Source organism: Sphingobium sp. TomMM35A, from assembly GCF_054771735.1.
On the sequence record NZ_BSRC01000001.1, the window covers coordinates 471,037 to 495,425 of the forward strand.

Genomic DNA, 24,389 nt, shown 5'->3' on the forward strand with positions numbered 1-24,389 from the left:
TCCGCATTAAGATAAAAATCGAGAGGTGATATGGGTATTCAGGACAAGCTGGACCGCGCGCAATATACGGTATCTGTTGAGGACTATGCAGCAGACATTGCGGATCGTCTCAAGTTTTTGATCGAGACCGACACGCAGGTTTCTGCTGCACTTCCGGACCCGCTGATCAACACAGCCAAGCGTGTCAGCGGGATGGGTTTTGCACGGATCGTGGCGACCTGCATGGAGGGTTATGCCGATCGCGCGGCGTTGGCCGAGCGGGCGGTGGCGTTGAAGGTCGATCCGGCAACGGGCCGCGCCACGCGTGAGATCCAGAAGCATTTTGAGACCACGAGCTATGCCACGCTCTGGGAGCGGGCGCGGCATCTGGCGGCCTTTTGGCATGACGGTGCCGGGCAGCCGCTCAAGGCCGACCATTTCCTGTGCATCCTGGCCTTTGGCAGTGTGGATTTCGTCACGGTTGATCTTGCGGGCATTCACAATGGCGCCGTCCTTGTTCCGCTCCAGGCCAATGGGGCGCTGCAGCAGTCGCTGTCCATCTTCAACGAGGTGGCGCCCAGCTGGCTGGCGGTCAGCCTGGAATATATCGAGACCGCGGTCCAACTGGTCATCCAGGGCCATCGCCCGCGCGGATTGCTGTTGTTCGACTATCATCCGCAGGTCGATGACGAGCGCGAGCGGTTCGAAGCGGCCCGTGCAAAGCTTGCCGAGGCGGGGCTCGCGCATCTGCTGGTCACGCTGGACGATGCTCTGGCAAAGGGCAGGGTCCTGCCGCCCGCGCCTTTGTTCGAGAAGGCCGATGGCGAGCGGCTGAGCACCATCTATTATACCTCGGGCAGCACCGGCCTGCCCAAGGGCGCGATGCTGCCTGAGCGGATGATCAAGCAGTTGTGGCTGGTCGATTCGCCCATGCCGATGATCAACCTCATCTACATGCCGATGAACCATACATCGGGGCGCAGCATCGTCTTCTCGCTGCTGGGCCTTGGCGGGATCGGCTATTTCACGGGCAAGAAGGACCTGTCGGAACTGTTCGACGACCTGCGCATCTGCCGCCCAACCTACATGATGCTGGTGCCGCGCGTGTGCGAGATGATTTACCAGCACTATCAGGTCGCGCTGGAACGGCGCTCGGTGCCCGGCGCGGACATGGATGCGGTCAAGGCCGAGCTGCTGCGCGAGACGCGCGACGTGGTCTTGGGCGGGCGGTTGCTGGTCGCGTCCTTCGCCTCGGCCCCGCTTGCCCCTGAAGTGTTGCAGTTCATGGAAGAGTGCCTGGGCTACAAGCTTGGCAATAATTATGGCGCGACCGAAGTCGCCGCCGTCCTGGCCGACAACCGCATTCAGCGCCCGCCGGTCTTGGACTATAAGCTCGATGACGTACCTGAGCTTGGCTACTTCAGGACCGACAAGCCCTATCCGCGCGGCGAGCTGCGCATCAAGACGTCGAGTATCATGCTGGGCTATTACAAGCGCCCCGATGCCACCGCCGCAGTGTTCGACGAAGAAGGTTATTACAAGACCGGCGACATCATGCAGGAGATCGCGCCGGACCATCTGGTCTATGTCGATCGCCGCAACAATGTGCTCAAGCTCGCCCAGGGCGAGTTCGTCGCGATCGCTCGGCTGGAGGCGATCTTCACCAATGGCGATCCGCTGATCAAGCAGGTCTATCTCTACGGAACCAGCGAGCGCGCCTTCCTGGTGGGCGTGTTCGTGCCCAATGCAGCGACGCTACAGCAGATGGGCATCGCTGATGATCCGGCCGCCATCAAACATGCCCTGCGCGAGGCGATCCAGACCATAGCGCGCGCCGAACAGCTGCAACCCTATGAGGTGCCACGCGACTTCATCGTTGAGCAGGAACCCTTCAGTGCCGAGAACGGTCTGCTGGCAGGCATCGGCAAATATCAGCGACCCAAGTTCAAGGAGCGCTACACCGCCGCGCTCGAAGCGGTCTACGACCGGATCGCGGCGAGCCAGCAGGACGAACTTGAGACGCTGCGCCGGGAAGGCAAGGACCTGCCCGTACTGGAAACGGTTGCCCGCGCGGTGAAGGCGACGCTAGGCCTTGAGGATGTCGACCTATCGAAGCGGATGAGTTTTGCAGACCTTGGGGGCGACTCTCTTTCGGCGGTGTCCTGTTCCTTGCTGCTTGAAGAAGTGTATGGCGTGGATGTACCGGTCTCGGTCATCAACAGTCCTGCCGGAAGCATGCAGGATGTCGCCCAGTTCATCGAACGGGGGCGAAGCAGCGGTGCCAAGGGGCCGACCTTTGCTTCAGTGCATGGGCCGGGAGCCAAGGAGATCCGCGCAAGCGAGCTGACCCTGGATCGCTTCATCGACGGCGCCGTGCTGGAGGCGGCGCGGGACGCTCTGCCGCCTGCGAGCGACGTCCGAACAGTGTTCCTCACCGGCGCGAACGGCTATCTGGGGCGGTTCCTCTGCCTGGAATGGCTTGAGCGCATGGCAGCGGTGGGTGGCAAGCTGCTGTGCATTGCCCGGGGCCAGGATGGCGAGGCTGCACGCCAGCGCATCGCCGCGGTGTTCAACAGCGATCCGCAACTCAAAAGCCGCTTTGACCAGCTTGCCAAGGATCATCTGGAAGTTCTGGCAGGCGACCTAGGTGAACCGCAGCTTGGCCTTGCCGACGTCGATTGGGAAAGGCTGGCGCAAAGCGTCGACCTGATCGTCCATCCGGCCGCGCTGGTGAACCATGTCCTGACTTATCAGCAGCTGTTCGGCCCCAATGTGGTCGGCACGGCCGAGGTCATCCGCCTCGCGATCACGCACCGGCTAAAGCCCATCAACAATGTCTCAACCATCGCAGCGGCGCATACGCCGGAGGGCGCGATGATCGACGAGGATGCCGATGTCCGCATGACATCACCGGTCCGCCCGCTGTCGAGCGAAGGCTATGCCGATGGCTATGCCAACAGCAAATGGGCCGCAGAGGTGCTGTTGCGCGATGCGCATGACCGCTTCGGCTTGCCGGTCGCGACCTTCCGCTCCGACATGATCCTGGCGCACAGCCGCTACGAGGGGCAGCTCAATGTCCCCGACATGTTCACCCGCCTCATCATGAGCATCGTGGCGACGGGGCTGGCGCCGCGATCCTTCTACAGCGGTACGGCAAAGCCCCATTATCCAGGACTACCGGTGGACTTCACGGCTGAGGCCATCGCTGGCCTGGGCGCGAAGGCGACGAGCGGATACCGCACCTATCATGTCATCAACTCCCATGATGACGGCATCTCGCTCGACAGCTTCGTCGACTGGATCGACGCGGCGGGATATCCGGTGCAGCGGATAGAGGACTATGCCGACTGGCTGGACCGCTTCGGCACGGCGCTGCGCGCGCTGCCCGACGGCATAAGGCAGCAAAGCTCCCTGCCGCTGCTGCACCAGCTGCAATATCAGATGCCCGGCGAGTTCGGGACATCGGTGCCTTCGGCACGCTTCCGTGCCGACGTGATCGCGCATGAGGTGGGCACGGCAAAGGATGTGCCCCACCTGTCTCGCCCTCTTATCGTCAAATATCTGGCCGACCTTTCGCGGCATGGCCTCATCCAGGGACTTTAGAAAAAGCCATGACCAACATGACCAAAGCCTATGCAGCGCAGAGCGCAGACACCGATCTGGAGCCCTTCTCCTTCACCCGCCGGGACCTGCGTGCCGACGACGTGGCGATCGACATCCTCTATTGCGGCGTGTGCCATTCCGATCTTCACCATGCCCGCAATCATGCGGGATACACCATCTATCCCACCGTTCCTGGCCATGAGATCGTCGGCCGGGTAACAGCGGTCGGCAGCGAGGTCAGCAAGTTCCAGCCGGGCGACATGGTCGGGGTCGGCTGCTATGTGGACTCCTGCCAGAAGTGCAAGCCATGCCATGAGGGCGAAGAGCCCTATTGCGTGGAATATGCAACGCCGACCTACGGGTTCATGGATCGGCATGACGGCATGCCGTCCTATGGCGGCTATTCTGAAAATATCATCGTATCGGACAAGTTCACGGTGCGCATTCCCGAGGGCATGGACGCCAAATCCGCAGCGCCGCTGCTGTGCGCGGGCATCACCACCTACTCGCCGCTGCGCCACTGGAAGGTCAGCCCGGGGCACAAGGTGGCGGTGGTGGGCCTGGGCGGCCTCGGCCATATGGGGCTCAAGTTCGCCAAGGCGATGGGCGCGGAGGTGACCCTGTTCACCCGCAGTCCCGACAAGGAGCAGGAAGCGCGGCGCCTGGGCGCTGACCATGTCGTGCTCTCCACCGACGAGGCGCAGATGGCGGCAGCAGCCAACAGCTTCGACTATATCCTCGACACCGTCCCCAACGCGCACGACGTCAATCCCTATGTCGCCACCCTGGCGTGGAACGGCACGCTCATCCTCCTGGGACTGCTCGGCGCGATCGATCCGCCGCTCCACAATGTGCCGCTGATGATGGGCCGCAAGTCCGTCGCCAGCTCCAATGTCGGCGGCATCGCGGAAACCCAGGAGATGCTCGACTTCTGCGCTGCCAACGGCATCACCTGCGATGTCGAGATGATCGAGATCCAGGACATCAACGCCGCCTATGAACGTATGGAAAAGGGCGACGTCCACTACCGCTTCGTCATCGATAACGCATCGCTGCGGAAATCATAAAGGGAGTGGTCGTCGATAACGTATCAGCGCGCCGGGCTTGGTCCGGCGGGCACGTTCGACTTCTCGCTATACATTCATCGGGGATCGCCACGATATGAGCAGTCTTGCGCAGCGCCGCGCCGCCGCAGACCCGGACAGACGCAAAGCGCGCAGGATGCTTGTTCGGGCGTTCCTTGCCCAGAATGTGGCCACAGGCTCCGCATTTGGTGGGTTCGCCGTCAGCATATTAGCGATCCAGGACCGTTTCGATACGACGCGGGGCATGGCCGCGATGGTTCTTGCGCTGACCGTGCTGGCGATGAGCGGGCTGGGACCGCTTGTGGCAGGATTGATTTCCCGCATCGGCCTGCGCAGCACGATGATGCTCGGCCTTGCGCTGTCGGTGACAGGCTATGTTCTGCTTGCCCTTGTTCAGTCGATTGAAGCCACGCTTGTCATCTGCACCCTGGCAATTGGTCCGGGCGCTTCGCTGCTCGGAGGTCTGCCGCCTAGTATTCTTGCGGGCAACTGGCATCCGCACGCGCGTGGGCGAGCGGTTGGGATCGCCTATATTCCGCTGTTTGTAACGGTAATCCCGTTGCTTGGCTCGATAATGATGCAGCGATTTGGTCTGCCGGCGTTGTTCCTTGCGCTCGCGGGGCTGCACATTTGTCTTCTGCCGGTCCTTCTGGGGGTTTCGGAGCCGCCTGAATGCGCGCAACCAGAACATGTGGCGGAAAATCCGGCTTCAAGGCCTGCTATTCTGTCGCAGCCATTATTTTGGGCGATCTTGGTCGGAGAAGGTGTGCTTCAGGCAAGCACCATCACCGGTTCGGCACATATTGTCGCCATAGCAACCGAATACGGCGTGGCCGCCTCCTCCGCGGCGCTGCTCCTGTCCATCAAGGGTCTTGCGAGCATCTTTGGGTCCATCCTGGCAGGACTGGCTTGCGACAAATTCGGAGCTTCGCGGACGCTGAGTGTTGCAGGTGCCGGATTGACAGCCAGTTGGGTGGTGATCTCGATGAGTGGCTGGTTCCCCGCGCTCGCCCTGGCGATGATCATCATGGGCATATCGGGCGCCGCTATTTTTCCGCTGGTTACAGTTCTTGTCGCTCAACTCTTCGGGATTGCGGCGTTTCCTCGCGTGGTTGGCTTTCTGGGTGCTTTCACCCTGCCGTTTACCTTCGGCGCTCCGGTTGCAGGATGGCTTCGCGATACGATGAACAATTATCATCTGGCAATGTTGCTGCTGATGGCGCTGTCCTTCGGGGCGGCTATGAACTTCGCCTGGATCGGTAGAGCAATGCGCGGCAGCCGAGCCTGATAATGAAGACGCGAATCACCGAGCTTACCGGCACGCGCTATCCTATCATCCAGGGTGGCATGCAGTGGGTGGGCCGCGCCGAGCTTGCGTCGGCGGTGTCCAATGCCGGCGGTCTGGGTATCCTGACGGCGCTGACGCAACCGACGCCCGAGGCGCTGGCGGCCGAGATCGAGCGGTGCCGGACCATGACCGACAAGCCGTTCGGCGTGAACCTGACCATTTTGCCGACCGCTCAGCCTGTTCCCTACGAGGCCTATGCCGAAGTCATTGCGGGATCGGGCGTGGGCGTGGTCGAGACAGCCGGGCGCAGTCCGGCCGAGTTCATCGCGCGTTTCAAGCAGGCAGGCGTCAAGATCGTCCACAAATGCACTGCCGTCCGTCATGCGCTGTCGGCTCAGCGCGCAGGGGTCGATGCCGTGTCGATCGACGGGTTCGAAGCGGCGGGTCATCCGGGGGAGGACGATATTCCGTGCATGGTGCTGATCCCCGCGGCTGCGCGTGCGCTGGACATTCCGATCCTGGCGGCAGGCGGCATGGCTACCGGGCGCAGCATGGCGGCGGCGCTGGCTCTGGGCGCTGAAGGCGTGACTATGGGCACCCGGTTCATGCTGACCAAGGAAGCGCCGATCCACGAAGCCATCAAGCAGGCGGTGGTGCAGGGTACGGAGCGCGACACGACGCTGATCTTCCGCCAACTGCGCAACACGGCGCGTGTGTTCCGCAATGCCGTTGCCGAGGAGGTGAACGTCAAGGAACGGGAGCCTGGCGCGACATTCGAGGACATCCGGCCGCTTGTGGCAGGCGCGCGAGGGCGCGCGGCGCTGGAAAGCGGCGAAGTGGATGGCGGGCTGGTCTGGGCCGGGCTCGGCATCGGGCTGATGGACGACATTCCTACTTGCGCCGAATTGATCGAGCGCATCGTGGATGAATGCCGCGAGGCGCTGGGCCGCGCCGTGGAGCTGACCGGGGAGGCATGAGCATGGGCTATAATACGATCCGCTACGACCCCGAAGATGACGGCGTGCTGCCGCTGACGCCGAACTGGTCTGTCTCCGAAACCGAACGGACGAGCGGTTTGGGGGAACAAGAAACCGCCTACCGAATGGCAAGTAATAGCGCGTGCCAGATCCGAGTTCAGAGTCCGGTGCCTCCGCCGGGATCAAGGCGTCCTCCCCATCGACTCCGTGATAGCTGACGGTGCTTTCAATCTTCGTATGCCCAAGCAAGATCTGGACCGCGCGCAGATTTCCGGTGGCTTTGTAGATGATCGATGCCTTCGTCCTCCTCAGCGAGTGCGTGCCATAATCCTTGCTTGGCAGGCCGGCGCCTGTGACCCACTGATCCACTAGGCGGGCATGCTGGCGGGTGCTCATATGGGTCGCGTGATCCGTGCGGCTCGGGAAGGCATAATTCTCCAGGCAGCCCCCTAAAAACGCGCCACTGTCACTCTCCCTTCATCGCGAAACTGAATCAGAAATCACGCCCGTTGGAAATCCCATTTTTGGGTATGTAACCTAGAGTCCGTCAGCGCTTTAGCAATTGGAGATACCGGCTGACCTTCAACTTGCGACGGCGATGATAAGCTCGCACGAGCGATGCCAGAGGCTTACTGTCGCTTAGGGCAAAAGCATCCTCTAGCATCGTGAGCTCATGGGTGACATCGCTGAAGATCCTGTCTTCGACTGCGCGGAGCGGCGCAAGGCGATCATTGTTTGAGGTAATGGCGGCAATGAACTCCCGATTTTCCTCCCGCCCAGCTATCCGATAGAAAAGATCTGCTGTCTGCTCCGCTATATTCATCGGATCGCTTAGACGGCTCGCTTCCTTCCTCGGTGGCAAATTCGACCGTAGCACTTGAAGAACGATATGGCCGTTCCATCCCAAGAGGTCCCGGATGGTTGCTTCATCAAGCGTCGGTACGGAGAAGCCGTCACCCGGGGAGACTTGGACAAGCCGTTCTCCGGCAAGGCGGTTGAGGACGTCTCTCACAGGCGTGATGCTGGCATGTAGTTCATCGGCGATGCGTGAAGCCTCCAAGCGATATCCCATGGGATACTGCCCTGCGCGCAATTTTGCTTTCAACGCTCGATAGACTCGCTCAAGAACAGGCGCTGGGCTCATCGGGAATCGGGCTCAAGGGATATGCAGCCATGGCCGAACCTCTCCACTGCGTTGTCTTGCGAGAATATCCTCAACCATCATCTCCTGGTCGGGCCGCAGGGCGTCAATGGCGCCAGGAAGAGGGGAGACGTCGTCGCTCAACAAGAGGGAAGGACAGCGCCCCTCATAATTCCCCAGGTTGGGTCGATGTTGAGCATAGCCCGCCAAACCCGCCAGCTCGATGCTGAAAGTCCGGGCGACTTCAGGTGGATAGGCAAGCCAGAGATTTTCATAGGGCTTGAGCCATCCGAGCGAATAACCGAATATGACTGCTCGTCGCGCAGCCGAGCTGACATTGGCGCCGGCACCGTGAAGGGTGGACCCCAGAAAACAGATTGCTGATCCGGGAAGGCATTCAGCTATGACCGGCGGGGCGGGGTGACTTTGCGTTATCCCGTGCGCGCCATGGCTGCGCGGGTAGAATTCCGTGCCGCCATTCTCCCTCGTGAAGGGCGAAAGCGGCCAGATGACGTTGACCAGATATTCGTGCTTCCCTTTTTCGCCTTGCCACATGTCGTGATCGCGGTGCGGAACCTGTCCTCGCGGATGTAACTGCGGTTGATCACGAGGTCGGTGCCGTCTTCGGCGACGCCTCGCAGCAGGATGTGGACATGGGGATTATCGGTGTTCCAATGATCGATCGCGATCCAGTCCAGTCTGGTGTCGAGGTCGCTTGCGACGTCCGCCATCAGGTCCCTGGTGAAGCCGCGCAGGTCGTCCATTTCAGCGGCATCTTCGGGTGAGAGGATGAAGCGAAAATGGTGCCGGTCTTCGGCGCAGCGCTGCGCAAAGGCCTTGGTGTCGACGCCGTCGCCCGTCGCATCGAACATGTCTGGCTCCTGCCCCTCCTGGCTCACCCCCTCGCGCTGAAGGTAGGAGAGGTGACGGCTCATGGGTGCGGCGCGGAACCGAAGACCTTTGTGGCGGACGATCCGTGCCTTGATGATGACCCGCCGCGCATGGGGGTTCGCGCGGGAGGGGAGACCGGCGCGGGCGCCCCGCCCAGTCCAGCCGGTGCCGCTGCCCGCACGTCCCTTGGGCAGAAAGCCTGCCTTTGCCGCCGCACGGCGGACCTCGCCCATGAAGGAGAGGGGCCGGGCTCCGCTGTCGCGTGGTCCCGAAAGGCGGGGACGAAAGCTGTGGTCGTCCCTGGTCATCGGAGGCAGTTTCTGGGCTGGGCGGCCGGTGACGTCGCCTTCATCATTGAAAATGCTGGGAAAACGGATCCTCCCGACGCTGCCGGCAGGGAAGGGGCGTCGCGGAAAATCCCTGTCTGACAACCATTTAGCAGGGGTGTGACGTCACCCCTTTTATCTCGCCATGCGCTTTTCTCCCTCATGGCCGCCTGCTCCCCACAGCGACAAAGAGGCCATGCCCGGGGGCTTCGCGCGAGAGCGTGGTCGGGTAGGGGAAGGGCGAAGCAGGCCCCGGCTCGTCAGCGCTCGTCGATCCGGCCGCCGCCCCACCGCGCGCGAATAGCACGGACTGGCGCCAGTCGGGCGTGCTCCTTGCGCGCGCAGGCAGCTCTTGGGTGGCGATGTGGGGAGAGAGCCGAGCGACATAGTCGCGGGTCTCTGCGGGAAGGGGGCGCCCCATCCGCAGCCATTGTTCATAGCGGCCAGGCCCCGCATTATAGGCGGCGAGCATGCCGTTTGGACCATAGCGGTCCAGCATCTCACGCAGATAGGCAGCGCCTGCCAATATGTTGTCGCGCGGATCAAAGGGATCAGTTCCAAGACCGTAGCGGGCGCGCAGCGCGCGCCAGGTTCCCGGCATGATCTGCATGAGGCCGATGGCACCGGCGGGCGAGACGGCGGAAGGGTTGCAGCGGCTTTCCTGGTCCATGACGGCCCAGATCCAGCGCTCCGGCAAAGCCGAGCGTGTCGCCGCTTCGGCAACATGGGTGCGCAAGCGGGACAGGCTAGCGCTGTCGCGACATGGCGGCTCGGTGGCGCTGGAGGGCGATGACTGCGGCAGAAGAATGAGCAAAGTGGCGACAGCGCGAGCGCCTGTTAGGTGCAGCCTCATGACGTGGCTCGGCTCCATGCTCCAGCGCCGATCCTGCTCGGCCAAGTGAGTAATGGCGTCGCGGTGCCTATGAGGCCGTCGCTGCCGATAGGTCCGAAATAGCGGCTGTCGAGGCTGTCGGGGGCCTCGGCGTTCAGGAGGAATATCTGTCCCCGCCTCATGCGATGGCACCCTGTCCACACCGGCAGGGGCCGACCGAAGCGATCGGTCTCCAGAGCGCGCGCGACGGCCTTTCCCTCGATCCAGACGGTAGCGCCGGACCGGCATATCGTCTGGCCGGGCAGAGCCCTTACATGCTTGAGCAGCGGTACGCCCAGCGGCAGATAATGGCGGCGCGCCATCCATGTGGCGAGCGGCGCAGGCGGCGTGATGAATATCATGTCGGAGAGGCGCGGCGTACGGCCGGGGTGAATGCGGTAGAAGCCCGTGGGTGCGCTCGCGCTCGCATTCCATGCGAGGCGCGGAGCAATGTCGAAGAGCAGCGAAGAGGCCGGACCAAGCGCCGCCAAAGCGGTCATGATAAGAATGGAGCGCGCCTTCATCGCGATCGCTCCATCGCTGTGGAGCGGCCGACAAAGGCGGCGTGGCGTTCGCGCGAATAGAGGCGTGGCGGCAGGTCGGCGGCAAGCCGATTGTGCACATGACGCCAGTGATCGGGCGCGGCGCTCCGCGGATCGATGCCAAGGCTTCTAATCGCGGCAATGGCTTCGAGCACGGCGGCGACCTTGGTCCAGCCCCGAACGCTGAGCAGAATTGCGCCGCCCGGCAGCACATGCGGAATCGTGGTATAGGCTTCACCCGCGCGGACGGTCAGGAAGATGTCGAGGCGCGATATCGATGTGCCGCGTCGGTCCAGCGTGCGGCGGCTCAGCGCCACGTACTCGCCTGGTGGAAAGCTCACGAAATGATCCTGTCGATCGGCGACAGCCTCATCCAGGGGCCGGCCGAAGAGCAGCTCGTCTTCGATCCGGCCCTCGATCCATTGCAGCTGGACGCGGGTCAGAGGCTCGCCGTGGCCAGCGACGTTACTGCCGCTTGCGAACAATGGGCGGCCGCCTTTTACGCGCGCGCGCCGTTTGACGGATGGACGCCACGTGGCGCTGTTCATCGGCATCGGAAAGAGGGAGCGGTCGCGCCGTGCGAGGCCGGTCCGTGCTGCTTCAAGCGCCGCCCAAGCGGTTAGAAAGGATCGGTTGATCCTACTATTAGCATGGTTAAGCCACTCGGCAGCAGCCGTTTTTCCGCGAGTCGCGCGGAAAACATGTTTCCAATCGGCCGAGCTTCGCGTTTCCCTTAGGCCGAGTTCCGGCGTTTCCAAAAGGCCGACGCCGTTCATGCTCTGGACCTCCGGTCCTGCCGGACTCGCCGCATGGCCTGTCGGATCGGATCGACTGGTTCAGCCACGAAGTGCAGCCGTTCCCGCCCCTGCAGGGTTTCCAGGGTGAGCCGGTAACCGGGGAGCGGTTGCGCTGTGACGATACGGCGGAGGCGAAAAGCGAAATGCCGCCTGGGTTCGAGCATGCCCGATTTGAGATACAGATGGGCGACATCGAAGCTCCAGCCGTTGAGTTGCCGACCGCCATGCTTGCGTACGATGCGGTAGAGCCATCGCTCCAGGCCGCCGGTCAGCGAAAAATAGGCAGGATCGATGGTGAGGATCAGCGCCCGATCGAGGATGCCGGCATAGAACCAGTCAGGTAGGATCAGTTCGATGCCGACCGGGCGGCCGGAGGCGTCGAGACGCTCCTTCCACTCGTTGATCCATGAAAATCGATGCCGTCGGCGGCCATCGCTTTGCCGGATGGAGGTTGCGACGGATGTGGATTGCAGCCGATCGAGCGCCGCCTTCAGGCGGCCATAATGGTCGCCCCCGGCGCTGCGCCGGATGAACCGCAGGATTTCGTGCGGCGTTGCGGCCATCAGTCGCGAGGTCGGGCGTCCCATGTCGCGGGCTTCGACGATCTGGCTTGCGGCCCAGATGAGGATATCGGCGTCCCAGATGGTCGCCATGCCATGCTCATGGGTCGCTTCCACATCGATCCATGTTTTGCCCATGGTGAAGCGGATGGGCGCGGTTCGTTTCCGCTTGGCCAGGCTGAAAAAGGGCCAGGACATGAGATCCTGCGCGTCGCGCGGCGCGATGTCGCCGGGACCGGGATGGAACAGCTTGAGCTGGCGGGCGCGGGGCGCGGTGACAGTCATGGTCAGCGCCGCACCGGACCATCGCTGCGCATTCGCCTCGCCGGGTGGATCGTTCCGGCGCCGGGATCGGAGGTGGACCGGCGTGTCCCGACCTCGGCCCAGGCATCGAGGTCGGCAAGGGCGTAGACGATGCGGCCGCCGAGCTTCCGATAGATGGGACCGGTGCCGTAGCAACGATGCTTCTCAAGGGTGCGGGCGGAGAGGCCGAGATGCACGGCAGCATCGGGCGTCCGCAAATAGCGGGGGCGTACGGGATCCATCGGCGGCTCCATCAAGGGCATGAGCAGCATGGGCCGCTCGCGGTTGGTGCCGGACAGATTGGACAATCGCTGGAGGGGCGGAACTCCCGGACTTTGGGGATGATTGTTCCGCTTTCTGGGGGGAGGAAGGCCAGGGATGCGGCCGTCATTGGGGGGCGGCGCTTGCAAGGGAGAGCTCATTCCGGGAAGACGGTAAAGATGGCCGTTATAGCGCGGCCCCGAGCGTTCACCGGCTGGGGGAAGGGCGCTGTGCGCGTGGCGACAGAACGCCGCCCACTTTCTCAGAAGAATGCCGTCGCCGCCGGCGACGGCCTATTTTTTTGGAGCCAAGGAAAAGGGAGGCGGCGTGAAGCCGCCTCCCGGCTCCCTCACGCCGCCAAGGGAAGGATTGGCGTTGTCCCGTCAGCGCCACGCGCCTGATCCGCACGGATGAGCGCATGGGCGTCAACGGTCGGAACGCCGCCGCGCCCGGTATAGGCGCTGGGTGGGAACTGCATCCACAGGGGCACCCAGCGATCCTTCTTGTCCCGCCCGTTGGCACCCCCGAGATGATCCTGGACGAGCGTCCGCAGGACTTTCGTCTTCTCACCCGCGTTTGCGACAGCCACCGCGCTTCCACCCACATCGTCCAGCAACGCGCCCAGCACTTCGCGATCGCGGACAAGCTCAAGAAAGACCGTATCGGCTTCCCACCAGTTTGCCATGTCGACCTGCATGTGGAGGCCGAGCGCTTCTATCACGGGGCTGCCGCTGGCGAGCGCTTCGCCCATGACGATTGTGACAACGCGCAGGACATCCTTATCGGACAGGGTCAGCAGGCGAGCAAAAACCGCGGACAGCGGGTCGCGCGCGACGCCATTCTCCTGATCGTCTTGCGTCGCCTCGAAAGACCCGCCGATCACGGATGGATCATCGGCGCAAAAGCCGAGCAGGCCAAGCACGGATCGGCGCTCGCTGTCGAAAACCGTCCCGCCGACCGAGGTTTCGACGCTTTCGCGCAGCGCGTCGCTGCGCGCCGTCTGCGGTTCGGGGGACACCCTGAAAAGACGGGAGCCCGCGATGGCATGCGCCGCCATCAGGCGCAGCGCGACGTGCCCATGCCCGATCAGAGCGGCGCGCACGGCGGCATGGCGGTGAAGATTGACATAGTCACCGATGGCCGAGGTCAGTTCGGGGCGGGCAACCTTTCCTTCGGTCGCGCCACTACCGCTATTCCGCCGAGCGCGACCCGCTGCCTTCCGGCTCAGATAGCCCTCATGAAAGGCAACTTCGCCATTGGATCGCACCACGATATAGACGCGCCCGCCGCCCCGCTTGCTGGTCTTCTCATATTCCCACTGGTGGAAATGCTCGGTCGGCGGAACGATGACAGCATCGCTCCATCCCGCGTCAAGATAGCGCTCCCTGCGCGTCTCGATCACCCTATTCTGCTCGGTCCAGAACAGGTCCGCGTCAGCGAAATAGCGGTCCTCACCAAACAGGTCGCCAAGGATCGTACCCGGGAAAGCGGCCAGGTCGAAAAGGGCGTGACGAACCGGAATGGCCTGACCGCCGAACAGCCATCCTTTCAACTGATGTCCGACAGGGGCGTGACAATCAGGATCATCGAGTAGCGCGAGCCATGCCCTCTGCTGGCTCTTGGTCGCGAGTGTCAGATGGCGCACGGTCGTGGCGTCTATGTCGTCGCGCCGATAGAGTTCGCGGATGCGGGGCAGCAGGTTGCCGAGCGCAAGGATGCGCCGCACCGTCAGTTCAGGTAGACCGAATGTGGACGAAAGATCCTCGAGCGTCCGCCCCTGCTTCACCAGCCGCACAAAGCTCTCCCAGCGCGACACTTCGTCAGGGTCGAGGCGGGCGAGATTTTCGATCAGCGAGGCTTCGAGCGCTGCGGCATCGTCTCCTGCCGCCATGATGGCGGCCGGCAGGCGGGCGAGCTCGGGGTCGGCACCCTCCTCCTGGCACGCGAGTCGCGCTGCTTGCACGCGCCGCCTTCCTGCAACGATTTCGAAGCGGCCTTCTTCGCTGCCGGGCCGGAGGATCACGGGGACGATGACGCCGCGCTTGCGGACCGTTGGCAGGAGATCGGAGACGTCCGGGTCCCTGCGGCTGTGCCGCATGTTCATGACACACACATCGATATTGCAAAGGTCGATAAAGTCGAGTTTCATCGGTCTGGCTCCTGATGGAGTGCCGGTTCCGTTATGCGTTGGACTGCCAGACGGAACCGGCTTTCTTCGAAAAGACGGCAAACGGCCGCCGCGTCAGCCGCCGTGCGAGGGCGGAAGCTTGTGGAAGCGGGAGGATGCCCGGTTCAGGAAAGTTTCGGCTTGGATGATCGAGCCTGTGCGCCGGGCGGTCTGCGCCCATGCGGACAGGGGGAAGGCCGCGGCAAAGCCCAGGTCCCGTTCGATGCGAAGGCCAAAAGGCAGACGGATCGCCTCGATTTCCATCAGCGAGAAGCAGCCCAGTTCCGGGCACCCAAAGCCAAGGTCGGCGAGGCCGAAGAGGGTGTCGCCGTCCTCATACAGTTCCGTCGCCAGCCAAGTTCCTGCGCCAACGGGGTTGAAGAATTTGACGACCGGGACGGGATCATGAAGCCGGTCATCATGCTGACCCTCCATGCTGGCCGTGAAATTGGCTGACAGCGCGGCGCGCAGTTCGGGGGTGAGGAAGATCATGCGGCCAGCCTCCCGTCGCAAACGGCTTGTCCAGCCTCTCGATGCTGCGCGAGCAGCCATTCAGCGGCTTGGCTTGCGTGTCGGGCTGCCCGGAAGATGGCGCGTCCACGCGGGCCGGTGCTGCCGCGCACGGCGGGATCGTCGCTCATGTCGCCACGCAACGCCTCCAGCCATGATCCGATATAGTCCGCATGACGCACGGTCGGAACGATGCCAAGCGCCGCGCACAGGAAAGCCGATCCCATTTCCGCGACCAGTTCCTCGCGGGCATAGTCCTTGGTCCCGAAGCTCCTCCCGAACGTCCGGGCCAAGCGCTTGGGATGGCCTGTCGCGTGAATCAGTTCGTGCAGACAAGTGCGGTAATAATCGACCTGCTCGTAGAAAGCCGGTTGCGGCGGCACCTGCACAAAGTCTGCTGACGGAACATAATAGGCTGCGTCGCCGCCGATCCGGAATTCAACGCCGCTGGCGGCGATCACCTCCTCGGCAACCGGGATGATCTCACGTTCCCGGAGGGGAAGGGGATCGCGCGCAAGGTCGGGATCAAGCCCCTCGCATTGCGCTACATTGAACAGGGTGAAGCGCTTGAGGAAAGCCATGGTCCTGGCTTGCCCACCTTCCGCAGCGACCCGCGCCTTCTCCTCGTCGGTCACGAACCGGTCGGCATAGACCACCATCGTCCCCTGTTCGCCCTTGCGAACATTGCCGCCTGCCTGCAACGCTTGGCCATATGTGAGCCAGCCCTGCGAGGGCCAGCCGTTCGTGATGACCGCGCCCCAGAGCATGAGAATATTGATGCCCGAATAGGGGCGGCCGGTGATGGCGTTGCGGGGCAGCGCGGGTCCAGCGCAGGCGGTGCTGTCCCATGGCTGAACCCATGGCAGGCGGCCCTCTTCCAGCTGCGATATGATTTTGGCTGTGACCTCCTCGTAGAGGCCTTTGCGGTTGGTGCCTTCACCATCTGCTGCCCGCAACTTGCGTTCCTTCCTCGCTCCGGGAGCGGAACGGGCCTTTCCGTTGATCATCTGGTTCATGCCTGTCCTCCAAGCCTGCCCAAAAGCCGCAAGGCCTCCCCGGAAAGCGGGGGTGGGCGGCGATGAGCGGACGGGAAGGCCCGCTGGAGCGGCCAGCGGCACCGGCAGGGGCGCAATGCACATGGAGCACCCCAAGCGTAGCGCCGGGGTTGCCGCAGGCCGCGGCGGGACTATCCGGGAGCGACGCCCGCTCCCGCGTCTCGGGAGAGGCCTCACCATCACGCCGTCGCGGCAAGCGCCGCGGCGACCATGAATAAGCCCGGTCCACAGGACGGGGCGTCGCGCAAGTGATCGTAACCGCAGGCCAAGACCCGGAGGGGCTTGGGGGCGAAGCCCTAGAGCACGGTCGGAAGGAGGCGCCGGAGTGACGCTATTTATGGATTGGACCTCAAAAGAGGACGCTGCGGCCACGAGGGGGTTGGTGGAATGTCACCTAGGAAGGTCGGTGGGCATCTGTTCGCATCCTTGTGCTGGGCAGCATCTTTGCAAACATCCATGCCGAGGCGTTCGGTTAGGCGAATTTTGCCAGCCCTGTGCGGCCGTGGCGATCTTATCGGGATTGTCGGCCGGCTGGATGAGCCGATGGATTGACGATTGACCCCAGGATCAGGCGCCATGCGTGCATGGGGCGCCCATGGTCGTGAAGCAACCGGGTTAAAACGTCGGCCAACGGACCAACGGCCATGTCCTTGCCTATCGGAGGACATGCCGCCGTCCGCAGAAGGGCGGCCATGAGGACGCGGCTTAAAACGTCAGCATGACCTGACCCGTCGGCAAGCTCACCCGCCGGGCTGTCCATATGATGATCTGTCCGGAGGCGTGAAGCAAGTCTCTATGGTCAGGGCATTTGGCTCAGAACGGAGAGCAGCGCCCCATCTCGCTTCCTATGCTCCAGGCAAAATGGGCGCCCCGGATTTGCGGGGCGCCCCTACGGCTTATCGTGACCAGATGAGGTCGCAGGTCTTCCCATCCTCGCGCAGGACCAGCGAGGCGTAGACCGGAGCGGGGAAGCTTGGATCGTCAAACTTGCACGATAGATACTCCGATCCTGCGGCGGAGACCTTCTGCCAAGCCGCGCCGACATCAGCATCGCCGGCGTAGAAGCGGTAGTCGGGCGCCTTGTCGGTTTCCTTCTCTGCCGGACGGAGGGTGACGCCGATATCGAGTGTCAGCGTCCTGATGGTGCCGGCAAAACCCTCCTGGGTCTTGGTGAGTGTACCGATGATAGCCATGTTCATTCTCCTTTTGCGGGAGGCCGCGCCCTTCGCGACCTCGATGGCGCCGGGAGGGACGGAGGCGCGGTGACGGCATGCGAGACGCGCCGCAGCGGCAGCGAAGGACCCGAAGCGCCGGCATTTTGTTTCGCGATGCAAAGCTGGCAAGGCCGGCGGCGGAAAATGGCGGCAAGCGCAGGGTTGCAGTCCAACCGCGAAGGCGCAGCCGGCTTCGGCCAGGCAGCCATCCCAGGAGAGGTCGGAAGGGCCGTTCCGCAGCTTTGGGAACATGTGCTTGGCGGCCCTCGATCGGAGCCCGGTCAGATCGGGCACCATTTTGGTGCGTGCGGGTCAATGAAAGTCATGACTACGCACCGGCAAGATGTCGTCGCGGGCGAACGATGAATTTAGGTGAGGCGGGGATCCGAGTGTGCGGCCGCTGGGGAATGCAGGATCGCGGGGATCAGGACCGCCGCCATGGCTGGCGCCATCGCCGCGGCCCGGTGCGACCGTGAAATCCATGCGCCCAACCGACCGCAGCATCTCGTCATGATCGGTGATCCGGTCGCAGATGATGTGGATGACCTCGCCTTCCTTCTGCAGCCGTCCCCGCATCGCGATCATCGAGGCGGACATGACCTGACGCCGGTAGATTTCGAACTTGTTTGGCCAGAGAATGCCCTGCGCGGCGCCTGTCTCGTCCTCGATGGTGACGAACAGCACGCCCTTGGCTGAACCGGGGCGCTGCCGCACCAGGATCACGCCTGCGACCTCGACATTGCGCCCGTCGCGGATGGATTGAAGATCGGCGCAGCGCACGATGTTCATGGCGTCGAGCTGCGATCGCAGGAAGCTTAGCGGATGCGCGCGCAACGACAGCTGGAGCGAGCGATAATCCTCCACCACCTCGCGCCCCTCGCTCATTGGGCGCAGATCGACCGATGCTTCCTGACCTTCGGCTGAGAATGTCCCCTCCCGCTCATCGGCCGCGGCAAAGAGCGGCAGCGGCGCTTCGCCAAGACCCTTCACCTTCCAGAGGCCCTGCCGCCGGTCCTGCGCGATACAGGCAAAGGCGTCCGCCTCGGCCAGCCGCTCGATCGCGGCCCGCGGCACCCGTGCACGGCGCCAGACCTCCTCAACGCTCTCAAACGGCGCTGGTCCCCGCGCTGCGACGATCGCCGCACCATGCAGATTGGCGAGCCCGCGCACCTGCCGGAACCCGAGCCGCACCGCTCCGTAGCGGCCGCGCGCGGGTTCCAGCGTGCAGTCCCAGTGGCTGTGGTTGATCGAGACCGGCCGCACCTCAACGCCATGTTGACGGGCATCGCGCACGATCTGTGCTGGAGCGTAGAAGCCCATGGGTTGTGCGTTCAGGAGCGCGGCGCAGAAGACATCGGGATGATGATGCTTCATCCAGGAAGAGGCATAGGCAATCTTGGCGAAGCTTGCCGCGTGGCTTTCGGGGAACCCATAGCTGCCGAACCCCTCAATCTGCTTGAAGGTGCGTTCGGCAAAGTCCTTGGGGTAGCCGCGCGACACCATGCCGTTCACCAGCTTGTCGTAGAAGTGGCTGACCCCGCCCGTCAGCTTGAACGTCGCCATGGCGCGGCGCAGCTGGTCGGCCTCGGCAGGCGTGAACCCCGCGCCGACGATCGCCACCTTCATCGCCTGCTCCTGGAAGAGCGGCACGCCCAGCGTCTTCTTGAGCACGGCTTTCAATTCTTCCTTGGGATATTCGGGCTGTTCCTTGCCTTCGCGCCGGCGCAGATAGGGGTGGACCATGTCGCCCTGGATCGGGCCCGGGCGAACGATCGCCACCTCAATAACCAGGTCATAAAACTCCTTCGGCTTGATCCGCGGCAGCATCGACATCTGCGCGCGGCTCTCGATCTGGAAGACGCCGAGCGTGTCGGCGCGCTGGATCATCGCGTAGACGGCCGGATCGTCATCCTGAAGATCGGCCATGCCGATCCTGATCCCCTTATGCTCATCGAGCAGATTGAAGGCGCGGTTCATGCAGCCCAGCATGCCAAGGCCCAGCACGTCGACCTTCATGAACTTCAGGGCATCGATATCATCCTTGTCCCATTCGATGATCTGCCGATCCTCCATCCGCGCCGGTTCGATCGGCACAAGATCGTCAAGCCGGTCCTGGGTCAGCACAAACCCGCCGGGGTGCTGCGAGAGATGCCGGGGCGTGCCGATCAGCTGGCGCGACAGCTCCAGCGTGAGTTTCAGCCGATGATCGTCGGCATTGAGGTTGAGGCTCTCAATCTGCTCCTGGCTGATGCCATCCATCGACCAGCCCCAGACAAGGCCGGTCAGCATCTTGGTGAGGTCCCGCGGCAGTCCGAGCGCCTTGCCCACCTCGGCGACCGCGCCGCGTGTGCGGTAGCGGGTCACCACCGCCGTCAGCGCCGAACGGGTGCGGCCATAGGTCTCATAGATCCACTGAATGATTTCCTCGCGCCGTTCATGCTCGAAATCAACGTCAATGTCGGGTGGCTCCTTGCGCTCCCCCGAGACGAAGCGCTCGAACAGCAGCTCATGCTGGATCGGGTCGATCGAGGTGATGCCAAGCATATAGCAGACGCAGCTGTTCGCGGCCGAGCCGCGGCCCTGGCAGAGAATGCCGCGCCGGCGGCTTTCCGCCACGATCGCATGGACGGTGAGAAAATAGGGTGCGTAGCCAAGCTGATCGATTAGCCGCAGCTCATGGGTGATCTGGTCACGATAGTCTTTCGGCACCCCATCGGGAAACATTCGCGCGGCCGCCTCCTGCGTCAGCGCGGCGAGCGCCTCCTGCGCACTGCGGCCCTCCATCACCTGCTCATAGGGATATTGATACTGGATCTCCCCTAGATCGAAACGGCACTGGCCGGCGATGTCCGCGCTCGCCTCGATCGCATCGGGAAAGGCGGCGAAGCGCCGTTCCATCTCCTCAGGGGATTTGAGGCTGCGATCCATATAGCGCTCGCGCCTGAAGCCGAGCGCGTCGATCGTCCTCTTCTCGCGGATCGCCGTCATCACATCCTGCAGCGGCCGGAGCTCGGGGGCATGATAGAGGATGTGCGCAGGCCAAGTCCGCGTTGCTGCAGCGCGATGACCAGGTCATCGACGAGATCGCCGATCACCTGGATGATCGCCTCTGCCGTACCGATGGGCTCAAGCAGCCGCCGCTCCACGCGGGGCGCTTCGAACGTGACCACCGGGATTATGGGTTCTGCCGCCATGCCACGCGCCTGGTCGAGCCGTTGCACCGTCGTGATGCCGAGCCGCCGGGCAAGGGGCGCGCGCGGCATGGAATAGAGGTCCGCGATCCGCTCGAGACCAAAGCGGGCGGCTGCGTGCAGCGCCTCAGGTTCAAGGCGCAGTGCGGCAAGCGGCAGATCGGCAAGCGCCTGCGTCTCTTCGCCCGGCGGCAAGAGCGTGATGGGGGCGCCGCCGTGGCGGGCAAGCGCATAAGCGGCGCCCGCCGTCCCCGCGACCGCGATGCTGGCGGTGAAGCCCCGCCGCTGCAGAAAGCGCAGCAGCCGGTGGCAGAAGCGCTGTTCGCCGCCGAAAAGAAGGGTGGTCCCCGTCAAGTCCAACCAGAGACCATCGGGATCGCAGACACTGGCTGTCGGTGTCCAATGCCCCACCGCATGAAGAGCGAGGCGATCAAGCCAGGCGCGGTCGGCATCCGGCTCGGCGTCGCGGACCTCAAGCTCTGTCACCAGCGCGCGAGCGTGGGCCGCCGCCATGCCAGGCCGTAGACCAAGATCCAGCGCGACCGGGCAGGCCGAGGTGACAATGTCGCGCTGCCCGGAGCGGGCGATCAGGACGGTGGGCCTGCCCCACAAGCGCCCCCAGCTTATCGCAGGCGCTGAACCGCCGCTGCCTTCACCGCGCGCCATGGCCTTGAAGGGATGCTCGGCCGCTTCACTCCTGCGGCCCATCTCGCGCATGGACGGACGTTGATGCGCCGGCAAGGCGTCGATGTCGGACTGGTGGGGCTTATGTCCTAGCGCTCCGTCTCGCGCCCAGCGCGCACCGGGGCGCCAGGCGCCGCCGCGCGGGACAGAGCATGCACCTGGATCATCGTCGACCGGCCGCGCGAAACGGGGCGCGGCCGGGACGTGCTCAAGCGGCCTGGCTGGCCGCTCCAACCTCCGCAACCGCTCGATGGCGAGTTGCGGCAGGTAGAGCGAGGCGACCCGTGTCATCGCACGCTTCCAGTTCGAGGGAGAAGGGGTTGCCGTTGCGCTGGCGGACCAGTTCGACCGCCCAGCGGGCGCGACCGACCCCCGGATGAGGAAGGGGCGCAGAAGGCCGGCAGCCGATCCGCCAGCGTGTCATCGCCGAAGAGAGCCCGCTCAAGGGGCAGCGCTCGCGCAACCGATGGCGGCGGTAGAGCAGTATTGGGGTCTTGTCGTCGGAGGCCGCGAGTTGCAGCCGCCGGGTTGCGGTCTGATCAGCCGCCTTTACCTCCGCAATGACGCAGGCCAGCGATCCATCGCGCAGGGCATCCTCCGCCATCGCGAGAACGGCGCTGTCCTTCAGGCCTTGCGCATAGAAAATCCGGTCGGGACCAAGGCCCACCTGTTCAAGACCGGGAGCATAAAGGTCAAAACGGCTGAGTGCCCAGAAGATCTCGGCCTTCTTGCTCGCCGCGAAGCGGGCGGCAATGCCTGCTGCGAAGAGCGTGGCGGCGGCATCGTCGTTCAGCGTTGCGGAAGCAGCGGCAATCTCATGCAGGCCCGCGCCATGCAGGCCCTGGTCGGCAAGCCGGTCATCCATCTCCGGCAATCCGAAAGGCAGCGGAGCGGTCTGGCCCGCGCAGCTCTGCCCGAGGCTCGCGCGAAGCGCCGCAACAGCATCAGCCTGAGGCTGATCGAGAGAAAGAGAGGAGCTGGGCATGGGAACATATCGACTCAGATGTTCGCTTTATGTTCCGTTGTCGCGCGGGATTCGTCAAGGCTGATGAATCCTGCCGCTCCAGTCTCTTGGCGTGGCTTATCGGCTCAACCTTTGAGCATCTGCAGCGTTGCCGGATCTCGCGCACCGTCGAACCAGCGGTCCAGCGCCTCGGCGAACAGGGGCTGAGGGCCAGCGCGCTCGAACAGCGTCAAAGAGGAGCGCAGCTTCATGGCGTCGACAGAACCGAAGACCCCGACTGGGTCGTGGTTCCCGAGCGCCTGCAGCGCCGTCACGCACTCGAGATAGCGGGGGCCGAGCAAGCCATGGTCAAGATAGGCACGGGCTTCGGCGAGCGAGGCAATCCCGTAATAATGCGCAGTCGGGCTCTGCCCGAGGCCGCGAAGCTGCGGGAAGATGAACCACATCCAGTGTGATCGCTTTGCACCCGCCCGGATTTCCGCCAGGGCCGTATCATAGATTTTAGCCTGCGCCTCGACGAAGCGCGCGAGGGTCGCATCGGTTGTCATCAAACGAGCGCGCCCTGAGCGGGTGGGGCGCCATAGACCTGGGTGACGGGCAGGCTCCCCTGCGGCAGCCAGCGGAGCACCTCATTGGCCGGCACCGTCGGATCAAGCCAGTCGGCCCATTGGTCGCGGGCGAGCGGGATGATCTGGCGATGATGATAGGGCGCAACGTCGGGGCCTGCATCCATGGTCAGCATCGTGAACGCCTCGCAAGCCGCGCTCTCGCGCCAGATGCCCGCGATGCAGAACCATGGGTGATCCCTCATGGTGAACAGCCATTTGTCGAGCCGCTTCTGTTGCGGGTCTGCCGGATCGGTGAATTCATAGAAGCCGTCGGCCAGGATCAGGCAGCGGTGCGAACTGAAGGCGCGGCCCTCGCTGCGGAAATTATAAACAGGCTTGCCCCTCGGCCCCGGCCAGCTCCAGCGCCTGTTCACCAGTTCGCCGATGCCTCGTTCGCCTTCAACGGAACGGAGGATGGGCGCCATGTCGGTGATCTTGATGTCCTCGCGCGCGGGCACATTGGGCGTGCCTTCAGGCATTTTGATCTTGATCTGCAGACTTTCAAAATCCTCGGCGATCGAGGCGATATCGACCTCAAGGCGGTAGTCGTTGCACATTGCATGATCCTCACCAGCTGCGCCTCTTGCGCCCGGCTATCCAACGGATAGGGTTGGTCTCATGGCGGGCCTTGCTCCTCTAGGCTGTTTCGATGTCGGTCTGAGGAAAGTCGTCGCCCTTGTAGAGGAGCGGCACACCGGCGATCCGGGCACAGGCATAGGCAAAGCAGTCGCCGAAGTTGAGCGAAGCCGAATGCCGTGACTTTCCATAGCGATTATAGGCATCGATCGCGTGATTCCGGGCCTCTGGCGGCACCGCTGTGACCTGAATTTCGGATAGGACCAGAAATTCTTCTACGGCTTCATGAGCATGACCAACCTCCAGGTCGAGGATTCGAGAAACCGCCAGGACCGTCTCCCAGACGGCGAGAGGGGATGTGATACGGATGCGTGCCTTCTGGAGCCGAGCCAACAGCTCCGGAGCGTCGCCTTCGTCAGCCAATATTGCTGTAAGAGCAGACGCGTCCACGAACATCATGGTTCACCGTAGAGGCTGTCGATAAATTCCTTGTCGGCCGTTCGTCCCGCAGCAGGTCCAGCTTCAGCACGCAGCGAACGGGCAAAAGCCAATCCGCGTTCCACCAGCGAAGGCATTTGTTGCTCGCGCTCGAGCTCGTGTCGCAAAGCCCGACGAACGGCTTCGGTCTTGCTCACTTTCTGCAGCACGGCGAGGCGTTCTGCCATCCGGTTCACTTCATTATCCTTGACGTAAAGTGACATGGGATATCCTCCAACAGGTAGGATATACTTTATATGTATCGGTGGAACAACACCCATGGACGCCGGAACGTGAACCAGTCACGATGTACCTTGCT

At 63.4% G+C, this 24,389-nt stretch carries 22 protein-coding genes and 1 pseudogene; 4 read left to right on the forward strand and 19 right to left on the reverse strand.

Annotation, left to right across the window (positions count from 1 at the left end; all coding sequences use genetic code 11):
* The first annotated feature begins 30 nt into the window (after nucleotides 1–30).
* From car to ACYU8T_RS02410, 4 genes are all read left to right on the forward strand, one after another.
* Nucleotides 31–3,582: a carboxylic acid reductase gene (gene car / locus ACYU8T_RS02395; RefSeq protein ID WP_461158402.1), complete on the forward strand. Its 3,552-nt coding sequence runs from the start codon at nucleotides 31–33 to the stop codon at nucleotides 3,580–3,582.
* A gap of 8 nt (nucleotides 3,583–3,590) precedes the next feature.
* Nucleotides 3,591–4,649 (forward strand): NAD(P)-dependent alcohol dehydrogenase, encoded by a 1,059-nt coding sequence (locus tag ACYU8T_RS02400; RefSeq protein WP_461158403.1) that lies wholly within the window; start codon nucleotides 3,591–3,593, stop codon nucleotides 4,647–4,649.
* Between the two features lie 94 nt (nucleotides 4,650–4,743).
* On the forward strand, nucleotides 4,744–5,955 hold the full coding sequence (locus tag ACYU8T_RS02405; protein ID WP_247232625.1) for an MFS transporter: 1,212 nt from the start codon (nucleotides 4,744–4,746) through the stop codon (nucleotides 5,953–5,955).
* Nucleotides 5,952–6,932: an NAD(P)H-dependent flavin oxidoreductase gene (locus ACYU8T_RS02410; protein WP_461159723.1), complete on the forward strand. Its 981-nt coding sequence runs from the start codon at nucleotides 5,952–5,954 to the stop codon at nucleotides 6,930–6,932. The genes ACYU8T_RS02405 and ACYU8T_RS02410 overlap by 4 nt, the downstream gene beginning before the upstream one ends.
* Before the next feature lie 171 nt (nucleotides 6,933–7,103).
* Here ACYU8T_RS02410 and ACYU8T_RS02415 read toward each other — a convergent pair.
* From ACYU8T_RS02415 to ACYU8T_RS02505, 19 genes and pseudogenes are all read right to left on the reverse strand, one after another.
* Nucleotides 7,104–7,382, reverse strand: a pseudogene (locus ACYU8T_RS02415) (tyrosine-type recombinase/integrase); the annotation flags it as partial.
* 97 nt (nucleotides 7,383–7,479) lie between these two features.
* Entirely contained in the window at nucleotides 7,480–8,076 is a 597-nt protein-coding gene (locus tag ACYU8T_RS02420; protein WP_461158404.1) for a GntR family transcriptional regulator, read from the reverse strand.
* 12 nt (nucleotides 8,077–8,088) lie between these two features.
* A complete protein-coding gene (locus ACYU8T_RS02425; protein ID WP_461158405.1) occupies nucleotides 8,089–8,628 on the reverse strand; it encodes a phytanoyl-CoA dioxygenase family protein in 540 nt (179 codons plus the stop codon).
* Nucleotides 8,629–9,450: 822 nt separating this feature from the next.
* Entirely contained in the window at nucleotides 9,451–10,143 is a 693-nt protein-coding gene (locus ACYU8T_RS02430) for a lytic transglycosylase domain-containing protein (protein ID WP_461158406.1), read from the reverse strand.
* On the reverse strand, nucleotides 10,140–10,661 hold the full coding sequence (locus ACYU8T_RS02435) for a S26 family signal peptidase (protein ID WP_461158407.1): 522 nt from the start codon (nucleotides 10,659–10,661) through the stop codon (nucleotides 10,140–10,142). Before ACYU8T_RS02435 ends, ACYU8T_RS02430 begins: the two co-directional genes overlap by 4 nt.
* Before the next feature lie 20 nt (nucleotides 10,662–10,681).
* Entirely contained in the window at nucleotides 10,682–11,479 is a 798-nt protein-coding gene (locus ACYU8T_RS02440; protein ID WP_461158408.1) for a DUF2840 domain-containing protein, read from the reverse strand.
* A complete protein-coding gene (locus ACYU8T_RS02445) occupies nucleotides 11,476–12,345 on the reverse strand; it encodes a replication initiator protein A (protein WP_461158409.1) in 870 nt (289 codons plus the stop codon). The genes ACYU8T_RS02440 and ACYU8T_RS02445 overlap by 4 nt, the downstream gene beginning before the upstream one ends.
* Nucleotides 12,346–12,347: 2 nt before the next feature.
* The gene (locus ACYU8T_RS02450; protein ID WP_196226472.1) at nucleotides 12,348–12,617 is read right to left on the reverse strand and encodes a helix-turn-helix transcriptional regulator; all 270 of its coding nucleotides are present in this window, start codon (nucleotides 12,615–12,617) and stop codon (nucleotides 12,348–12,350) included.
* 356 nt (nucleotides 12,618–12,973) lie between these two features.
* Nucleotides 12,974–14,773, reverse strand: coding sequence for a ParB/RepB/Spo0J family partition protein (locus tag ACYU8T_RS02455; protein ID WP_461158410.1), 1,800 nt, complete (start codon nucleotides 14,771–14,773; stop codon nucleotides 12,974–12,976).
* Between the two features lie 93 nt (nucleotides 14,774–14,866).
* Nucleotides 14,867–15,283 carry a DUF2958 domain-containing protein gene (locus tag ACYU8T_RS02460; protein WP_461158411.1) on the reverse strand — a complete coding sequence of 139 codons (417 nt, stop codon included), beginning with the start codon at nucleotides 15,281–15,283 and terminating at the stop codon, nucleotides 14,867–14,869.
* Entirely contained in the window at nucleotides 15,280–16,308 is a 1,029-nt protein-coding gene (locus ACYU8T_RS02465; RefSeq protein WP_461159724.1) for an ArdC family protein, read from the reverse strand. The genes ACYU8T_RS02460 and ACYU8T_RS02465 overlap by 4 nt, the downstream gene beginning before the upstream one ends.
* A 944-nt stretch (nucleotides 16,309–17,252) precedes the next feature.
* Nucleotides 17,253–17,549 (reverse strand): DUF736 domain-containing protein, encoded by a 297-nt coding sequence (locus tag ACYU8T_RS02470; RefSeq protein ID WP_196225640.1) that lies wholly within the window; start codon nucleotides 17,547–17,549, stop codon nucleotides 17,253–17,255.
* A gap of 333 nt (nucleotides 17,550–17,882) precedes the next feature.
* A complete protein-coding gene (locus ACYU8T_RS02475; RefSeq protein ID WP_461158412.1) occupies nucleotides 17,883–20,558 on the reverse strand; it encodes an error-prone DNA polymerase in 2,676 nt (891 codons plus the stop codon).
* Nucleotides 20,558–21,736 carry a Y-family DNA polymerase gene (locus tag ACYU8T_RS02480; protein ID WP_461158413.1) on the reverse strand — a complete coding sequence of 393 codons (1,179 nt, stop codon included), beginning with the start codon at nucleotides 21,734–21,736 and terminating at the stop codon, nucleotides 20,558–20,560. Before ACYU8T_RS02480 ends, ACYU8T_RS02475 begins: the two co-directional genes overlap by 1 nt.
* Nucleotides 21,654–22,430, reverse strand: coding sequence for an ImuA family protein (locus tag ACYU8T_RS02485; protein WP_461158414.1), 777 nt, complete (start codon nucleotides 22,428–22,430; stop codon nucleotides 21,654–21,656). The genes ACYU8T_RS02480 and ACYU8T_RS02485 overlap by 83 nt, the downstream gene beginning before the upstream one ends.
* Nucleotides 22,431–22,534: 104 nt before the next feature.
* Nucleotides 22,535–22,957 (reverse strand): DUF1810 domain-containing protein, encoded by a 423-nt coding sequence (locus ACYU8T_RS02490; RefSeq protein ID WP_196225644.1) that lies wholly within the window; start codon nucleotides 22,955–22,957, stop codon nucleotides 22,535–22,537.
* Nucleotides 22,957–23,574 (reverse strand): SOS response-associated peptidase family protein, encoded by a 618-nt coding sequence (locus ACYU8T_RS02495; protein ID WP_461158415.1) that lies wholly within the window; start codon nucleotides 23,572–23,574, stop codon nucleotides 22,957–22,959. Before ACYU8T_RS02495 ends, ACYU8T_RS02490 begins: the two co-directional genes overlap by 1 nt.
* A 79-nt stretch (nucleotides 23,575–23,653) precedes the next feature.
* On the reverse strand, nucleotides 23,654–24,049 hold the full coding sequence (locus ACYU8T_RS02500) for a type II toxin-antitoxin system VapC family toxin (RefSeq protein ID WP_196226474.1): 396 nt from the start codon (nucleotides 24,047–24,049) through the stop codon (nucleotides 23,654–23,656).
* Nucleotides 24,049–24,294 (reverse strand): type II toxin-antitoxin system VapB family antitoxin, encoded by a 246-nt coding sequence (locus ACYU8T_RS02505; protein ID WP_196225646.1) that lies wholly within the window; start codon nucleotides 24,292–24,294, stop codon nucleotides 24,049–24,051. The genes ACYU8T_RS02500 and ACYU8T_RS02505 overlap by 1 nt, the downstream gene beginning before the upstream one ends.
* Nucleotides 24,295–24,389 lie beyond the last annotated feature (95 nt).